General features: G+C 75.4%; 14 protein-coding genes. 8 read left to right on the top strand and 6 right to left on the bottom strand.

The annotated features are described in order from the left end of the window. Window positions 1-5: 5 nt before the first annotated feature. A complete protein-coding gene (locus LN037_RS33695; protein ID WP_230754508.1) occupies window positions 6-773 on the bottom strand; it encodes an SDR family oxidoreductase in 768 nt (255 codons plus the stop codon). Then, window positions 766-1,974 (bottom strand): cytochrome P450, encoded by a 1,209-nt coding sequence (locus LN037_RS33690; protein WP_230754506.1) that lies wholly within the window; start codon window positions 1,972-1,974, stop codon window positions 766-768. The genes LN037_RS33695 and LN037_RS33690 overlap by 8 nt, the downstream gene beginning before the upstream one ends. A gap of 107 nt (window positions 1,975-2,081) precedes the next feature. Between LN037_RS33690 and LN037_RS16515 the strand changes: the two genes are divergently transcribed. After that, on the top strand, window positions 2,082-2,702 hold the full coding sequence (locus tag LN037_RS16515; protein WP_230754504.1) for a MarR family transcriptional regulator: 621 nt from the start codon (window positions 2,082-2,084) through the stop codon (window positions 2,700-2,702). A 38-nt stretch (window positions 2,703-2,740) separates the two neighbouring features. Here the strand turns inward: LN037_RS16515 and LN037_RS16510 are convergent, their stop codons facing one another. Continuing rightward, entirely contained in the window at window positions 2,741-3,373 is a 633-nt protein-coding gene (locus tag LN037_RS16510; RefSeq protein WP_230754502.1) for a histidine phosphatase family protein, read from the bottom strand. After that, complete coding sequence (locus LN037_RS16505; RefSeq protein ID WP_230754500.1) at window positions 3,373-4,920, bottom strand: AMP-binding protein; 1,548 nt, start codon at window positions 4,918-4,920, stop codon at window positions 3,373-3,375. The genes LN037_RS16510 and LN037_RS16505 overlap by 1 nt, the downstream gene beginning before the upstream one ends. Before the next feature lie 142 nt (window positions 4,921-5,062). Here LN037_RS16505 and LN037_RS16500 point away from each other — a divergent pair, with 142 nt between their 5' ends. The 7 genes from LN037_RS16500 to LN037_RS16470 are packed head-to-tail and all read left to right on the top strand — an operon-like array spanning window position 5,063 to window position 11,821. Continuing rightward, the gene (locus LN037_RS16500) at window positions 5,063-5,743 is read left to right on the top strand and encodes a TetR/AcrR family transcriptional regulator (protein ID WP_230754498.1); all 681 of its coding nucleotides are present in this window, start codon (window positions 5,063-5,065) and stop codon (window positions 5,741-5,743) included. Window positions 5,744-5,788: 45 nt separating this feature from the next. Next, window positions 5,789-7,543: a PEP-utilizing enzyme gene (locus tag LN037_RS16495; protein WP_230754496.1), complete on the top strand. Its 1,755-nt coding sequence runs from the start codon at window positions 5,789-5,791 to the stop codon at window positions 7,541-7,543. A gap of 5 nt (window positions 7,544-7,548) precedes the next feature. Continuing rightward, the gene (locus LN037_RS16490; protein WP_230754494.1) at window positions 7,549-7,932 is read left to right on the top strand and encodes a nuclear transport factor 2 family protein; all 384 of its coding nucleotides are present in this window, start codon (window positions 7,549-7,551) and stop codon (window positions 7,930-7,932) included. A 37-nt stretch (window positions 7,933-7,969) separates the two neighbouring features. Then, window positions 7,970-9,067 carry a phosphotransferase family protein gene (locus LN037_RS16485; RefSeq protein WP_230754493.1) on the top strand — a complete coding sequence of 366 codons (1,098 nt, stop codon included), beginning with the start codon at window positions 7,970-7,972 and terminating at the stop codon, window positions 9,065-9,067. Further along, the gene (locus LN037_RS33685; protein WP_230754492.1) at window positions 9,064-10,410 is read left to right on the top strand and encodes a hypothetical protein; all 1,347 of its coding nucleotides are present in this window, start codon (window positions 9,064-9,066) and stop codon (window positions 10,408-10,410) included. Before LN037_RS16485 ends, LN037_RS33685 begins: the two co-directional genes overlap by 4 nt. Continuing rightward, a complete protein-coding gene (locus LN037_RS16475; RefSeq protein ID WP_230754489.1) occupies window positions 10,407-11,438 on the top strand; it encodes a TIGR03857 family LLM class F420-dependent oxidoreductase in 1,032 nt (343 codons plus the stop codon). The genes LN037_RS33685 and LN037_RS16475 overlap by 4 nt, the downstream gene beginning before the upstream one ends. After that, window positions 11,435-11,821, top strand: coding sequence for a PEP-utilizing enzyme (locus LN037_RS16470; RefSeq protein ID WP_230754487.1), 387 nt, complete (start codon window positions 11,435-11,437; stop codon window positions 11,819-11,821). The genes LN037_RS16475 and LN037_RS16470 overlap by 4 nt, the downstream gene beginning before the upstream one ends. On the opposite strand, the gene LN037_RS16465 is transcribed toward LN037_RS16470, so the two are convergent. Next, window positions 11,787-13,748 carry a homocysteine S-methyltransferase family protein gene (locus LN037_RS16465; RefSeq protein ID WP_230754485.1) on the bottom strand — a complete coding sequence of 654 codons (1,962 nt, stop codon included), beginning with the start codon at window positions 13,746-13,748 and terminating at the stop codon, window positions 11,787-11,789. The genes LN037_RS16470 and LN037_RS16465 overlap by 35 nt on opposite strands. Next, window positions 13,745-15,067 (bottom strand): helix-turn-helix domain-containing protein, encoded by a 1,323-nt coding sequence (locus LN037_RS16460; RefSeq protein ID WP_230754483.1) that lies wholly within the window; start codon window positions 15,065-15,067, stop codon window positions 13,745-13,747. Before LN037_RS16460 ends, LN037_RS16465 begins: the two co-directional genes overlap by 4 nt. Window positions 15,068-15,134: the final 67 nt, after the last annotated feature.

The raw sequence follows: 15,134 nt of genomic DNA, 5'->3' as shown, positions 1-15,134 counted from the left end.
GCTCCTCAGGTCGTCGGGACGGTGGCGGCGGCGCGGGCCGCGAGCAGGCCGCCCTCGACCGGGAGGTCGACGCCGCGGACCCACGAGGCGGACGGGCCGAGCAGGAAGGCGACGGCGGCGGCGACCTCGTCCGGGCGGCCGTGCCGCCCGACCGCGGCCGCGGCCCGGTCGATGTCGGCCTCGCCCATGGAGGTGCGGAAGTCGCCGAGGATCGGGGTCTCGACGGGGCCGGGGCTCACCGCGTTGAGCCGGGTCCCGCCGACGTGGCGCCCGGCGGCGAGCCGCGTCCAGCGCACGAGCGCCTTCTTCGAGGTGTCGTAGGCCGCCGGACCGTCGTGCGGGTGACGGGCCAGCCAGGCGTCGAGATCCGCGGCGTCGGCGCAGGCCAGGAGCTCGTCGAGGACGTCGTCGGGTTCGGGGCTGCGGTGCTGGGCCACGGAGGCGACGGTGACGACGGCGTCGACCTCGCCGAGCAGCGGTTCGATCAGCAGCCGGGGCGCGAGCACGTTGACCGCGAGCACGGTCGGCGCGGGCGCGGTGCCCGGGACGCCCGCGACGTGCGCGACCGCCGACACCTCACCGCGGACCCGCGCGACCACGGCGGCGATCAGGGCGGGGTCGGCGAGGTCGCAGGTGAGGGCCTCGACGCCGGGACGGGCCGGCACCGGGGCGCGGTCGAGCGCCAGCACGCGCCACCCGTCGTCGAGCAGGAGCCCGACGAGGGCGGCGCCGATCCCGGAGGCGGCGCCGGTGACGAGCGCGGTCTCAGGCACGCGCGCCCCCCTCGTCGATCCGCACCGGGAGGTGCTTGGTGCCGCGGAAGAAGTTCGACGCGAGCCGGTCGATCTCGCCGGTCTGCGTGACGGTCAGCCCCCGCTCGGCGAGGCGGCGGAAGAACACGGTCGCCTCCAGCCGCGCGAGGTGGGCGCCCAGGCAGGCGTGGGCACCCCAGCCGAAGCCGAGGTGGTCGGCCTCGTCGCGCCAGGGGCGGAAGCGGTCGGGGTCGGTGTAGACGCGGTCGTCGCGGTTGCCCGAGACGAACCACATGACGACCTTGTCGCCAGGGGCGATCGCCCGGTCGTGCAGTTCCAGCGCCTCGGTCGCGGTGCGCCGCATGCACAGCACCGGGGAGACCCAGCGCAGCATCTCCTCGATCGCCGGCCGGAGCCGGGCGGCCGGGTCGGCGGTGACCCAGGGCCACGCGTCCGGCTCCAGGTTCAGCGCGTGCACCCCGCCGGAGAGCAGGTTCCGGGTCGTCTCGTTCCCGGCGACCGTGAGGATCAGGTAGTAGGCGTCGAGCTGGCCGCGCGTGAGGGGCCCGCCGTCGACCTCCGCCTGCGCGAGCACCGAGACGAGCCCGTCGTCGGGGGCCTCCCGCCGCGCGGCCTCGAGCTCGCGGAAGTAGGCGAAGACCTCGTCGCGCGCGGTCACCGCGGTCTCGGGGCCGGCCGCGTACTCCGGGTCGGCGGACGCCATCTGGTTCGTCCAGCGCAGGATGTCCGGGCAGTCCTCGGCGGGCACCCCGAGGAGGCGGCCGAGCACCAGCAGCGGCAGCTGCGCGGAGATCGTCGGGACCAGGTCGAACTCGCCCGCGCCGACGCACGGGTCGATCAGCTCGTCGACCACCCGCGTGATCTCGTCCTCCCACCGGGCCACCGCGGCCGGGCGCAGCGCCGGGATGACGAGGCGACGGAGCTTCATGTGCTCCGGCGCGTCGAGGTGGTGGATGCTGCGGTCGCCGTCGCCCTCCGCCCGCCGGCTCGGGATCTGGGTGCCCTCGCGGACGGTGACGCCGGGGTCGGTGGCGATGCGCCGGATGTCGGCGTAGCGGGTCACCGACCAGAAGCCGGGCCCGCCGTCGGGCTCGGGGTTCCAGTGCAGCGGGTCCTCGTCGCGCAGTGCGCGGAGGATGTCGGCGTCGCGTCCCTGCGCGAAGGCCGACACGTCGGTGAGGTCGATACTCGCGGTGGTCACCCGTGGCTCCCCGGAATCGGCCGGCCGCTGCTTGCCGGGTGGTGACAGGGAACACTAGTCTCGCCCCAGATGCAACTAGCGTTCACAAAACAGCTCGAGGAGGAGCGATGGACGACGCCCGGTTCCGCGCCCTGCACGCCCTGCGCGTCAAGGGGATGACCAGTGCGACCGTCGCGGCCGCCGTGGTCGCGGCGCCCGAGGACGAGATCGCGGCGGCCCTCGACGAGCTCGGCGCCGAGGGCCTCGTCCGGCACCGATCCGGCGGCCGGATCGAGGGATGGAGCCTGACCAAGGACGGGAAGGCGGCCCACGCCGAGCTCGTCGCCGGCTCGGTCGACGACGACGCCCGCGCCGCCCTCGAGCAGGCCTACCAGGCGTTCCTGCCGCTCAACGGCGACTTCAAGGCGGTCTGCCACGCGTGGCAGACCCGCGGGGACGACGACGCGCCGAACGACCACACCGACGCCACGTACGACGACGGCGTCGTGTCCCGGCTCGCCGAGGTCGACGGGCGCGCGGGCGAGGTCCTGGACGGGGTCGGCGCGGCCGTCGACCGCATGTCGGGCTACCGGCCGCGGCTCTCGGCCGCCCTGGAGCGCGTCCGCGACGGGGAGCGATCGGCGTTCACAGCGCCGATGAAGGACTCCTACCACGACATCTGGATGGAGCTCCACCAGGACCTCATCCTCTCGCTCGGCCGCACGCGGGACGCCGCGGACGAGGGCTGACGGCTCCTCCGTGTCGACCGAAGGGCCCCTCCGGTCGACTAGACCGACCGAAGGGCCCCTTCGCTCGGATCGGGGCGGGCCGCGAGCTGCAGGTGCGCCGTCTCGTTCAGGGTGTGCAGCAGCCGCTTGCCCTGCGGCGAGACCAGCAGCCGACTGAACGACGTGTGCTCCAGCTGGCAGAACATGCTGAGGGGTCGCTCCAGCACCGAGCACAGGTGCGCGTTGATGACGCCCGAGTGGCACACCACGGCGACGACCCCGCGGGGGTGCTCGGTCGCGATGTCGGTGAGGGCCGCGTCCACGTCGCGGCAGAACGCCTCCGGGTCGAACCGGTGCTCCCCCCAGCGACCCGTCTCCAGCGCCCGCCACATCTCGGCGCGCTCCTCGGCGTCCGTCGTCCGGTCCGCGGCCACGTAGACGGGCACCCCGTGGTCGAACTCGCGCAGCCGCTCGTCGGTGCGGACCGGCAGGCCGAGGCGCTCGGCGAGGGGCGCCGCGGTGTCCAGCGCGCGCTGCATGGGGCTCGACCACACGGCGTCCGGGCGCCGGATGGCCCCGCCGGCGAGGTGCTCGGCGAGCCGCTCGGCCGCCGCGTACCCGTCCGGGGCGAGGCCGGGGTCGGACTGCGCCGCGTCCGCCGGCCGCCCGTGGCGGATCAGCACCATCTCCATCACGAGCCTCCGGGGTGGGGGGTCAGGCGGTCGACGAGGACGCGGTGCAGGACCTTCCCGGCGTCGTTGCGGGGCAGGTCCTCCACCAGGTGCACGGTGCGGGGGCACTTGACGTACGCGAGCCGGTCCCGGGCCCAGGCCACGAGCCGGTCCGCCAGGTCGGGCGCGGCGTCCGGGACGGGCACGAAGACGGCGGTCACCCGTTCCCCGAACTCGTCGTCGGGCACGCCGACCACGGCGACGTCGTCGACCTCCGGGTGCTCGAGGAGCACGAGCTCGACCTCGCGGGGATGGACGTTGACGCCGCCGGTGATGATCATTTGGCTCGCCCGGCCGGTGAGATACAGATACCCGTCGTCGTCCAGGTAGCCGAGGTCGCCGACCGCGCCCCAGCCCGGCGTCGCGGCGAGGTCGGCCGCGCCGTCCGGGGCGCGGTCCGGCTCCGCAGCACCCGGCGCGCTGAACCAGACCGTCCCGACCTGCCCGGACGGCAGCGGCCGTCCCGCCTCGTCCGCGATCGACACGCCGCTGCCGACCGCCCGCCCCACCGAACCGGGGTGCGCGAGCCACTCCTGCGGCCCGATCACGGTCCGCCCGTAGCCCTCGCTCGCGCCGTAGTACTCGTGGACGATCGGGCCCCACCACTCGAGCACCGCCCGCTTCACCGCCGGCGGGCACGGCGCGGCGGCGTGCACCGCCACGCGGTGGGACGAGAGGTCGTGGCCCGCCCTCACCTCGTCGGGCAGGCGCAGCAGCCGGACGAACATCGTCGGGACCCACTGGCTGTGCGTGACGCGGTACCGCTCGATCGCGGCGAGCGCGGCCGCCGCGTCGAAGCGGCGCATCAGCACGACGGTGCCACCGGCCTGGTGCACCGACTGCAGGAAGCCGATCGGGCCCGCGTGGTAGGCCGGGCCGGGGACGAGCAGCACGTCGACCCCCGCCCCGGGCTCGCTGAACCCGAGCGTGCGCATCAGGCCGGCCGAGCGCACCCCGACCTCGTCGGGATGCACGTCGCGCGGGGCCACCCGCGCGGGCTTGGGCAGTCCGGTCGTACCCGAGCTGAAGAGCAGCCGGCCGCCCGCGCTCTCCGGGAGCTCCGGGTCGCGCCCGGTGTCCGCGACCAGCTCGTCGAGCGCCACCGTCCCCGCGGGGGCGTCGTCGGGGACCGTCCCGACGACGAGCCACGAGACCTCGGCACCCTCGAGCGCCGCCGCCGCTGCGGGCAGCAGGTCGGCGGTGGTGACGACGGCCCGCGGCGCGGCCTCGGCGAGTACCGCGCGCAGCTCCCGGGCGGCGAGGTGGTGGTTCACCGCGGCCAGCACGAGGCCGCTGCGCCAGCACGCCCAGCAGACCTCGCCCCAGTGCACGTCGTTGCCGAGCAGGACCACGACCGCGTCGCCGTCGCCCAGGCCCCGCGCCCGCAGTGCGGTCGCGAGACGGGCGCTGCGCTCGTCGAGGTCGCGGTAGGTGACGGTCTCGCCGGTCTCGGCGAGGACCACCGCCGCACGGTCCGGCGCGTGCCGGGCGACGCTGCCGGGATACACCAGCTGACTCCCCTCACGGCCGTGGACGGCGAGAATGTATACGACGAGTCGCATCTAGCGGCAGTCCCGAACACGTTCTCGCAGGTCGGGACCTGAGCTAGGGTGATTACGGCATCACGGCTCGACCCCGAGGAGGCGCCCGGTGAGCGTTGCGGACAGCGATCCCGGAGGCGCCGACGCCGGGTCGACCCCCGCCCGGCGCGGCAAGAACACCCGCGGTCTGCGCACCCGCTCGGAGCTGCTCGAGGCAGCGGTCACCTGCTTCTCCGAGTACGGCTACAGCCGGACCCGGATCGCGGACATCGTGTTCGCGGCCGGCGTCTCGCAGGGCAACTTCTACCGGCACTTCGCGAGCAAGGACGAGATCTTCCTCGAGGCGCTGCGCCCCAGCCTCGACGAGCTGACCCGTTCGACGCACCGCACCGTCCGCACCGGCGACGGCACCGACCGGGCCACGCTCGTGGCCCTCACCAGCGCGTACTTGACCTCGTACGCCCGCAACCGGCGCATCCTGCGGGTGATGCGCGAGGCCGCGGCCACGAGTACCGACGAGGGTTTCTCCGAGCTGTGGCTCGCCCAGCGGGCCAACTACGTGGAGCGCACGGCGCGCTGGCTGCGCGACCTGCACCGCCGCGGGAAGCTCACCGAGACCGACTTCGACCTGCTCGCCGACGTGCTCGGTTCGGCCATCGAGCAGACCGCCTACGTGCACATCGGCCTGCCCGCCGCGACCCCCCGCCGCGAGCGCATCGAGCAGCTCGCGGTCGCCGTCGGGGAGGTGTGGCACCGGGCGCTGCCCCTCGTGGAGCGCGACGAGGCTTGACAGCCTGACGTGGCGCCCATCACGATGCGACGCATCGTTCACATCGTGAGGGAGCAGACCCCGATGCCCGACTGGCCGATCTTCGACGCCACCTCGAAGACGTTCCCGCTGTACTCGCGGGCCAACGTCGGCGAGATCTTCCCGGACCCCATCTCGCCGCTGAACGCGTCGGTCGGCTTCCAGGAGTACCTCGAGCCGGGGTGGCGGGACGCCTTCGTCGCCTGCGGGGTGTGGGACCACGACGTCTACGACGGCGGCGTCTCCCGCAACATCCTCCCGGCGTTCGGCAGCTACCTGTACATCAACATGTCGCTGATGCGGCTGTTCGGCGTGCGCGTGCCCGGGATGGGCGCCGAGGCCGTCGACCTGCAGTACTTCGGGGACATGCCCGGCATCCCCAGCTACGAGAGCGAGAAGCGGGACTTCGACGAGGACCCCGCGTACTCCGAGAAGGCCGGCGCCTGGCTGATGAACGAGGTCCTGCTCGCGCAGGGCCTCCCGGCCTACGACGCCGACCGCGCCGAGGTGCTGGCCATCCGGGCCGACCGGCCCGACATCGCCGCCCTCTCCGACGCCGACCTCGTCGCCCGGCTGCGCTCGTTCGGCGACGTGCAGCGTCGGTTCTTCCAGCACCACATCGAGTCGAGCCTGAAGTCGGGCGTCGGCCTCGGCGCCGTCGCGCAGGTCGCGGCCGCCGTCGGCCGCCCGGAGCTCGGCCTCACCCTCGTCAGCGGGATCGGCGACGTCGACTCGGCCGGCCCGTCGAACGGGATGTGGAGCCTCAGTCGCCTCGCCCGCTCCGGGCCGGTCGCCGCCCTCTTCGACGCGGGGGTGTCCGGGCTGTACGAGCGGATCACCGCGTCCGACGAGGCCGCCGTCGTCGCCTTCCGGGCCCAGCTCGACGCGTTCCTCGCCGAGTGGGACTTCCGCGGGCCGGGCGAGTGGGAGCTGCGCTCGAAGACCTGGGGCCTCGCCCCGGAGCTCGCGCTGCACACCGTCGACCGCATGCGCACCGTCGGCGACGACGAGGCACCCGCCGTCAAGAACGCCGCCCGGGCCGCCGACCGGGAGGCCGCGACGGCGACGATGCGCGAGATGCTCGCCGGGAACGCCGAGGCGGCCGGACAGTTCGAGGCGGCCCTGCACGCGGCGGCGCTGTGGCTGCGCGGGCGTGAGCGCTCCCGCACGACGTCGGCGATGCTCGTGCACGAGCTGCGGCTCCCCGCCCTCGAGCTGGGCCGGCGCGGCGCCGCGGCCGGCCACCTCGACACGCCCGAGCAGATCTACATGGTGTTCGCCGAGGAGCTCGACACCTACCTCGCCGACCCGGGCGCGTTCACCGACACGGTCCGCGAGCGGGAGAAGGTCTACCTCGACCTCTTCGACCACGAGCCGCCGTTCGTGGTGATCGGGGACCCGCCGCCGCTCTCGGAGTGGAAGCGCCGCTCCGACCGCTCGCGCACGGCCGCGCAGGCGGGCGAGGTCATCCAGGGCGTCTCCGGCTGCACCGGCGTGACCCGCGGCCGCGCCCGGATCTTCACCGACCCCGACGACGACGCCGAGCTGGAGCCGGGCGACATCCTCGTCGCGCCGATCACCGACCCCTCCTGGACGCCGCTGTTCGTCGCCGCGTCCGCCGTCGTGGTCGACGTCGGCGCGCCGTTCTCGCACGCCGCGATCGTCAGCCGCGAGCTCGGCATCCCGTGCGTGGTGTCCGCGACCGACGCCACGGGGCGCATCCCGGACGGCGCCACCATCGAGGTCGACGGCACCGCCGCGACCGTCACGATCATCGGCTGACGGACGTGACCGCCACCGGGCCCGCCGCCGCACCGGCCGAGGGGCCGGTGGCGGTCGTCCGCCGCTACCTCGACGAGATCTACCACGCGGGGGACGTGGAGCTCGTCCGTGAGATCACCGCCGACGGCGTCGTGCGCCACGACCCCGGCGGCACCCGGGTCCTCGACCACGAGGCCCAGATCGCCCGCATCCGGGCCGACCTGCCGCAGTGGCAGCCGTGGTTCACCGCCGAGGTCCTCGCCGGTGACGACCAGTACGCCGTCCTCGTCTGGACCGCCCGCGGGCGCACCGCGGAGCGGGTGCTGTCCGGGATCGAGGTCTTCCGCGTGGTCGACGGCCGCATCACCGACGTCTGGAACACCCCCTACTCCACCGAGCCCTGGGCCTGAGGCTCCCGAAGCCCCCGGCCCGCGAATCGAGCGCGCCATGAGCATCACCAGCTCCCCCGCCGTCCCGGTGCTCGACACCACCGACGAGATCGACCCCGCGTGGCTCTCCGCCGCGCTCGCGGCCCGCCTCCCGGGCGTCGTCGTCACCGGGGTCACCGCCCGCCCGATCGGCGCGGGCAACGTCAGCGACACCGTCCACCTCACGCTGGAGTACGGCACCCGGCCGGACGGGGCGCCGGACGCGGTCGTCGCGAAGTTCCGGCCGCGCTCGCCGGAGGTGCACCAGCACGGGCTCGGCAGCGGCGCCTACCACCGGGAGATCGGCGGGTACCGCGCGATCACCGAGCGGCACGCGGCACGGATCCCGCACCTGTTCCACGTCGACGGCGACGAGACCAACATCAACCTCGTCATCGAGGACCTCACCGCGGCCACGCCCGGCAACCAGGTCGCGGGCTGCGGCGTCGACGAGGCCGCCGCGGTGCTGACCCAGCTCGCCCGGCTGCACGCGACGTTCACGCCGCAGGACCCGGCGACCGCGCCGGCGTGGCCGATCCGCATGACGGAGGCCGCGGACTACTGGAGCCCGACGATCCGCCGCGGCGCGGCGATCATCACCGACCGGTTCCGCGACCGCCTGCCGCGGGCCGACCTCGACGTCGTCGCGGCCGCCGGCGAGATCGCGCACGACTGGCACCTGCTGCCCCAGACGCGGCTCACCCTCACCCACGGCGACCCGCGGGTGGACAACGTCCTCTTCGAGCCCGTCGACGGCGGGACCGGGGCCGTGCTGATCGACTGGCAGGTCACCGGGCTGCGCAACCCCATGTACGACGTCGGGTACTTCCTCTCCGGCAGCATCGACGCCGACCTGCGGCGCACCCACGAGCGCCGGCTCATCTCCGACTACCTGGCGCAGTTCGCCGCGATCGCCCCCGGCTACTCCGCCGAGGAGGCGTTCGAGGACTACCGCACGCAGGTCCTGTCGGGGCTCATGATCACGACCGCGGCGATCGCCGTGCTGCCCGACGTCGAGCAGGTCAACACGCTGATCCTCGCCCTGCTCGAACGGAACTGCGCCGCCGCGCACGACTGGGGCGGCATCGCCGCGACCCGCGGACGGAGTGGCCGGTGAGCGCCGCGTTCGCCGACCTGCTGGCCCACTACCGCACCCGCTTCCCCGCCGGGTCCGCCGGCCACGACGCCGTGGCCGGGGTGCTGCGCGGGGACGTCCTCACCCTGTCCGACGGCTCGCTCGCCCCGTCCGCGCTCGCCGACGGCGACCTCGACGAGCTCATCGCCTACGGCGGCTGGAACGTCTGGGACATGCTCGGCAGCCGCGCGACCGAGGGCGAGTCCGGCCTGATCCCGCGTCAGGAGTACGAGACGATCGCGGGCGTCCAGCAGTACGACGCCTACCCCGGCGTCTTCGCCCGCATCACCGACCGCATCGGCGCGGACGGGGTCGTCGAGCTCGGCGCGACGGCCCGCCGCGAGATCGGCACCAAGGTCAACCTCCTGCACGCCTGGTGCTGCTGCATGCCGGTCCTGACCGGGCGCGGCTTCGCCACCGGGCTCGGCCTCGCCTCCCCGTCCGACCGCGGACCCGAACTCGCGCAGGCCCTCCAGTTCCCCCGCCGCCTCTACCGCGGGATGTGGGGCGACGAGGGGCCGATGTTCGCCACCGGGCGCGGCTACGCGGCCCCGCTGCTCGCCGGGTCGGGGTGGCTCGAGCGATTCCGCGTCGAGGTGACCTGGTTCGACTCCGACTCCGACGCCGCGCCGGCGCGGCGCTCGTTCAACGCGATGACGCAGCTCTTCGCGTTCCTGCTGCACCTGGACAACCGGCTCGGCCTCGGCGACTCCGGGCCGTACCCGCAGCCGGACGGCACGGTGCTGATCGTCCGGGACCACTTCCTGCACGACGAGGCCTATCCCTGGTTCGACGCCTCGGTCGGCCTCCCGCACGCGGTCACCCAGGCGCTGTTCTTCCGCCCGCCGGAGGGGATGCGGTTCACGGTCAACGACCTGTCGACCACCTTCGCGGAGCCGGGCGACTACCTGCCCCACCTCGTCGGGTCGGCCGTCTACGCCCGCGACCGGTGGGACTCCCCCGACGTCCGCCTGCTCGGCGAGGAGGAGCTGGCCTCGATCACCCGGGAGGCCCGGACCCGGAACGCGGGGCTGTACGCCCGCTACGCCCGCATGTCCCGCGAGGAGCTGATCAGTGCGGGCGTGCAGATGTACGTCCTCGACTTCGTCCTGCCCTTCCTGCGGCTCGCGGGCCTCGCCGACGAGACCACGCTGACCGAGCTCGGCCTGCGGCTCCCGACCCGGGAGTCGCTCGGGGAGCTCGCGCAGCGCTCGTGGCCCCTGCTGACCGACGCGGGCACGGCCGCCGAGCTGCTGCCCCGCGTCCTGATCGCCGGCGACGGCTTCGTCCCGGTGCACGGACAGGACCCGGTGGCGGCACCGTGAGGCACCCCGAGCTCGGCTTCTACACCCTCGGCGGCCAGCCGACCTCGCCGCGGGAGATGTTCGACGAGGTCCGCCTCGGCGAGGACCTGGGGTTCGGCACGGCCTTCCTCTCCGAGCGCTTCTCCGTCAAGGAGGCCGCGTCGCTCTCCGGGGCGATGGGCGCGGTCACGACGGACCTGCGGGTGGCGACGGCGGCCACCAACCACAACACCCGCCACCCCGCGGTCACGGCCGCCTGGGCCACGACGATGCACCGGCTCACCGAGGGCCGGTTCACGCTCGGGCTGGGCCGCGGGCTCGCGCCGCAGCTGAAGGCCTTCGGTCTGCCGCCGGTGACGACCGCGCAGCTCGAGGACTTCATCGGGCTCATGCGCCGGCTCTGGCGCGGGGAGAGAGTCGTCGACCACGACGGGCCCGCCGGCCACTGGCCCGCCCTGAAGCTCGACCCGACGTTCGACGAGGACATCCCGATCGCCCTCACCGCGTTCGGGCCGCAGACCCTGGCGCTGGCGGGCCGGGCGGCCGACGCCGTCGTGCTGCACACCTTCTTCACCGACGAGACCACGGTCCGCTGCGTGCGCACGGTGCGGGAGGCGGCCGAGCGCGCCGGACGCGACCCGGCGTCGGTCGCGGTCTGGTCGTGCTTCGCGACGGTGCCCGACCACCTCCCCGAGGAGGTCCGCCTCAAGCGCACCGTGGCCCGCCTCGCGACCTACCTGCAGGTCTACGGCGACCTCATGGTCCGCACCAACGACTGGGACCCGGCCGACCTGGAGCGCTTCCGCACCGACCCGGTGGTGTCCGGGCTCGGCGGGTGGGCCGACATCGTCGCCACCCGCGAGGAGATCGAGCACATCGCGACGGTCCTGCCGGAGGACTGGTTGGCGCCCGCCGCCACCGGCAGCCCCGCGCGGTGCGCGGAGGCCGTCGCCGCCCAGTTCGACCTGGGCGTGGACGGCGTGATCATGCACGCGTCCACCCCGGCCGAGCTCGCACCCGTCATCGAGAACTACCGGAGGTCCGCATGAGCGACACCGAGATCGGCCGCGGGACGTCGGCCTACACCGCCGGAACCGTCGTCGAGGGCCCGGTGCGCTGGCTCGACTCCCCCGACGCCGTCCTCGACCTCGTCGGGTCGGGCGACATCGCCGACGTCATCGCGATCTCCCGCGGCGGGACGACCACGTTCATGGCCCCGGCGCTCGCCTCCGGGATCAAGGGGCTGATCACCCTGCAGGGCATGCCCACCTCGCACCTCGGGATCCTGTCCCGCGAGTTCGGCATCCCGTGCGTGATGAGCACGGTGTTCACCGACGGCGTCGAGACCGACCGCGGGGAGGTCGTCCCGGCCGACGGCACCGTCGTGCGGCTCGACGTCAGCGCGCGCGAGGGGCGCGTGCTCCGGCCGTGAGCACGGCGCCGAGGCGGGACACCGCCTCGGCGAGCAGGGCGGGCGGCCCGGGGCGGCGCACGACGACGCCGTCGACCAGCCCCTCCGCCAGGGCCTCGGCGGCGAGGTCGGCCGCGAGGTCGAGGCCCGGCGCGGCGTCCTCGCCGGCCGCCCGCATCCGCGCGAGGACGGCGTCGGGCAGGACCACGTCGGGGACCTCGTGGCGCAGGTGCTCGGCCTCGGCGAACCCCGACAGCGGGGCGAGCGAGAGCAGCACGGGGACCCGCACCCCGACCCCGCCCAGCACCCGGCGCAGGCGGTCCAGCTCGTAGACCGGGCGCGTCACGAGGAACTCCGCGCCCGCCCGCACCTTGAGCCGCACCCGGTGCATCTCGCGCTCCAGGTCGTCGGTGCCGGGGGTGACCCGCACGCCCACGCGGAACGGCGACGGCGTCACCCGCGCGCCGTCCGTGTCGACACCCGCCGCGAGGGAGGCGGCGAGCCCGACCAGGCCCACCGCGTCCACCTCCCACACCCCGTCGCGGACGGCCCGGTCGGCGTGCACCGGCGGGTTGCCGGTCTCGGTGACGATCGTGTGCAGCCCGAGCGCGTCGAGCCCGAGCAGGTCGGCCTGCAACGCCATCCGGCTGGTGTTCCAGCTGGTGACCGTCAGCGCGACGTCGGTGTCGAGCAGCTCGTGCAGACCCGCGGCCACGCCGGCCGTCGTCGAGCGGCGGCGTCGCGTGCGCTCGCGGCCGGCCCACAGTGCCTCCGCCCCCGCGGCCAGCGCGACCCGACCGCGGGCGACGTGCGCGTCGAGGTCGTCGGTGCCCGGGCCGGTGACCTCGGCGACGAGCAGCGGCGCCCGCCGGGACGTGTCGAGCCAGCGGGCGATCGCGCCGCGCCCCGGTCCCTCCCCCGGCGCCGGACCCGGCCCCGGACCCGGCCCCGGACTGCGTGGCAGGAAGGCGTCGCTGCCACCCGGGGAGGGCGACGGAGCCGCGCCGCGCCCGACCACCGCACCCGGGCGCAGCGCCACCGGCGGCTCGTCGACGACCGGGCCGCGGGCGAGCTCCGCGGCGGCCGCGGCCACATGCGCCGGGGTCGTGCCGCAGCACCCGCCGACCAACCGGGCGCCGGCGGCGGCGTAACGAGCGGCGTACCGCCCGAAGTGGGACGCGTCGGAGGCGAAGCGCACGCTGCGGTCGGACACGACGTGCGGCAGACCGGCGTTGGGCAGGGCGGTGACCGGGACCCCGTCGGGCACCGCGGCGGCCAGGCGCCGGACCACCGCGAGCAGCCCCTGCGGCCCGAGCGTGCAGTTCGACCCCAGCGCCACCGGCCGGAGCGCGCCCACCACCCGTGCGACGTGCTCGGGGCTCTCCCCCAGGGTCGTCACCGGCCCGCCGTCCTCCTCGACGAACGTCGCCTGGGCGATCACCGGCAGGTCGGTCGCCTCCCGGACCGCCTCGACCGCCTCCGCCAGCTCGTCGGCGTGCGCGAACGTCTCGCACACCAGGACGTCCACCCCGCCCTCGGCGAGCGCGGCGGCCTGCTCGCGCAGCGCGCTGCGGACGGCGGCGGGGTCGACCGGCCCGGCGAGGCGCGGCGACGTCGCGGGCGACACGGACCCGGCGACGAACGCCGGCCGCTCCGCGTCGTCCCGCGCCTCGCGGGCGAGGCGCGCGGCGACGACGTTGATCTCGTGCACCTGCCGCGCCAGCCCGTGGCGGGCCAGGCGGACCCGGCTCGCGCCGTAGGTGTGGGTCTGGATCACGTCGGCGCCCGCGTCGAGGTAGCGCCGGTGCAGCGCCCCGACGAGCTCGGGGGCGAGCAGCACGAGCTCGCTGACCGCGCCCTCGGCGCGGACCCCGGTGGCCTGCGCGAGCGTGCCCATCGCGCCGTCGCCGAGCAGGGTCCCGGCGGCGAGGGCGTCGGCGATCGTCATCGGTCCCCGGTCCCGTCGACGGCCCCGTCCATGTGGCCGAGGATCTCCAGGGCGACCTGCGCGGCGAGCCGGTCGGAGTAGTGGTCGAGGGTGAGCCCGGAGAGCTCCTCGGCGCGCCGCAGCCGGTAGCCGATCGTGTTCGGGTGCACCGAGAGCGCCTTCGCGGTGCGCTGCGGGCTGCCGTCCTCGCGGAAGTAGCGCGCCAGCGTGCGGACGAGCTCGCCCGCGCGTTCCGAGCGGTCGTCCGCGAGCCGCCCGAGCACCTCGCGGGCGAAGGCGCGGGCGTCCTCCGGGTCGGGGACCTGCAGCAGCAGCCGGTGCACCCCGAGGTCCTCGAAGCGCACGAGGCGGCCCTCGCGGCCCAGCCGGCGGGCGGCCTCGACCGTGCGGCGCGCCTGGTCGTAGGAGGCGGCGAGCCCCGCGAGGTCGCCGACCGCGCGCCCGAGCCCGACCGTCACCGGCCACGGGCCGCCGCCGCGGACGAGCCCCGACGCGAGCCGCGCGGCGAGGTCGGCGGGGTCCACGTCCTCCCCGACGACCGCGACGAGCTCGTTGTCGCGCAGCACGGCGAGCACGTCCGGGAGCAGGCGGCCCAGCCGGTCGCGGGCCGTGGCCAGCAGCCCCGCCGGCGCACGCCCGTCGTCGGGAACGACGACGAGGACGCGGGCGCCGGGGACGTCGAGGCCGAGGTGCTCGGCCCACTGGGCCGCCTCGCCGGCCGAGCGGGCGCGGCCGAGCAGGAGCCCGGAGAGCAGGTCGTCGCGGACCTGGCCGGCGGCCGCGGCGAGCACCCGCTCGCGGCCCAGCAGCACCCCGACGATCGTCGCCGCGTGCTCGGCCGCGAGCAGCAGGACGTCGTCGGCGGCGCTGCCGTCGAGCGCCGCCGGGCGCGCGCGATCGGCGGGGTCCTCCTCGGCCACCAGGAACGCCGCGGTCTCGCCCGCGACCTCGACGGGGACCACCACCCGCACCCACGTGCCGTGGCCGGGGACCCGCATCGCCCGGCCACCCCGACCGGCCGCCTCGAGCACCCGCACCCAGCGCGGTTCCGCGATCTCCGCGCGCAGCACCGCCGCGGCGCGGGGCTCGTCCACACCGGGCGCCGAGGCGGCGAGGACGGTGCGCGTCGGGTCGGCCGACACCACGGCGGCGACCGCGCCGAGCCGCTCGGCGAGCAGCCGCGTCACCGCCACCGGCCCGTCGTCGGCCGCCGCGAGCCCGGAGATGCGCCGGTGGAGCAGCACCAGCCCGCGCAGCGTCCCGGCGGGCGGGTCGGCCACCGCCTCCCGCGCACCCGTCGTCGGGTCCTCCGCCGCCACCGGTCCAGTGTGCCGCGCGTGGGCGCGCGCGAGAGAGTGATCACGACATCCCCGTCGACAGGAGGAC

Source organism: Actinomycetospora soli, assembly GCF_021026295.1.
GTDB lineage: Bacteria > Actinomycetota > Actinomycetes > Mycobacteriales > Pseudonocardiaceae > Actinomycetospora > Actinomycetospora soli.
The sequence above is the reverse complement of the archived record's forward strand: the minus strand, read 5'-3'. Positions and strand labels throughout refer to the sequence as shown.

Coding starts and splice junctions, on each gene's coding strand:
- LN037_RS16515 (WP_230754504.1), top strand. CDS start 2,082: ATGGACGACGCCCGGTTCCGCGCCCTGCACGCCCTGCGCGTCAAGGGG.
- LN037_RS16510 (WP_230754502.1), bottom strand. CDS start 3,373: ATGGAGATGGTGCTGATCCGCCACGGGCGGCCGGCGGACGCGGCGCAG.
- LN037_RS16485 (WP_230754493.1), top strand. CDS start 7,970: ATGAGCATCACCAGCTCCCCCGCCGTCCCGGTGCTCGACACCACCGAC.
- LN037_RS16470 (WP_230754487.1), top strand. CDS start 11,435: ATGAGCGACACCGAGATCGGCCGCGGGACGTCGGCCTACACCGCCGGA.
- LN037_RS16465 (WP_230754485.1), bottom strand. CDS start 13,748: ATGACGATCGCCGACGCCCTCGCCGCCGGGACCCTGCTCGGCGACGGC.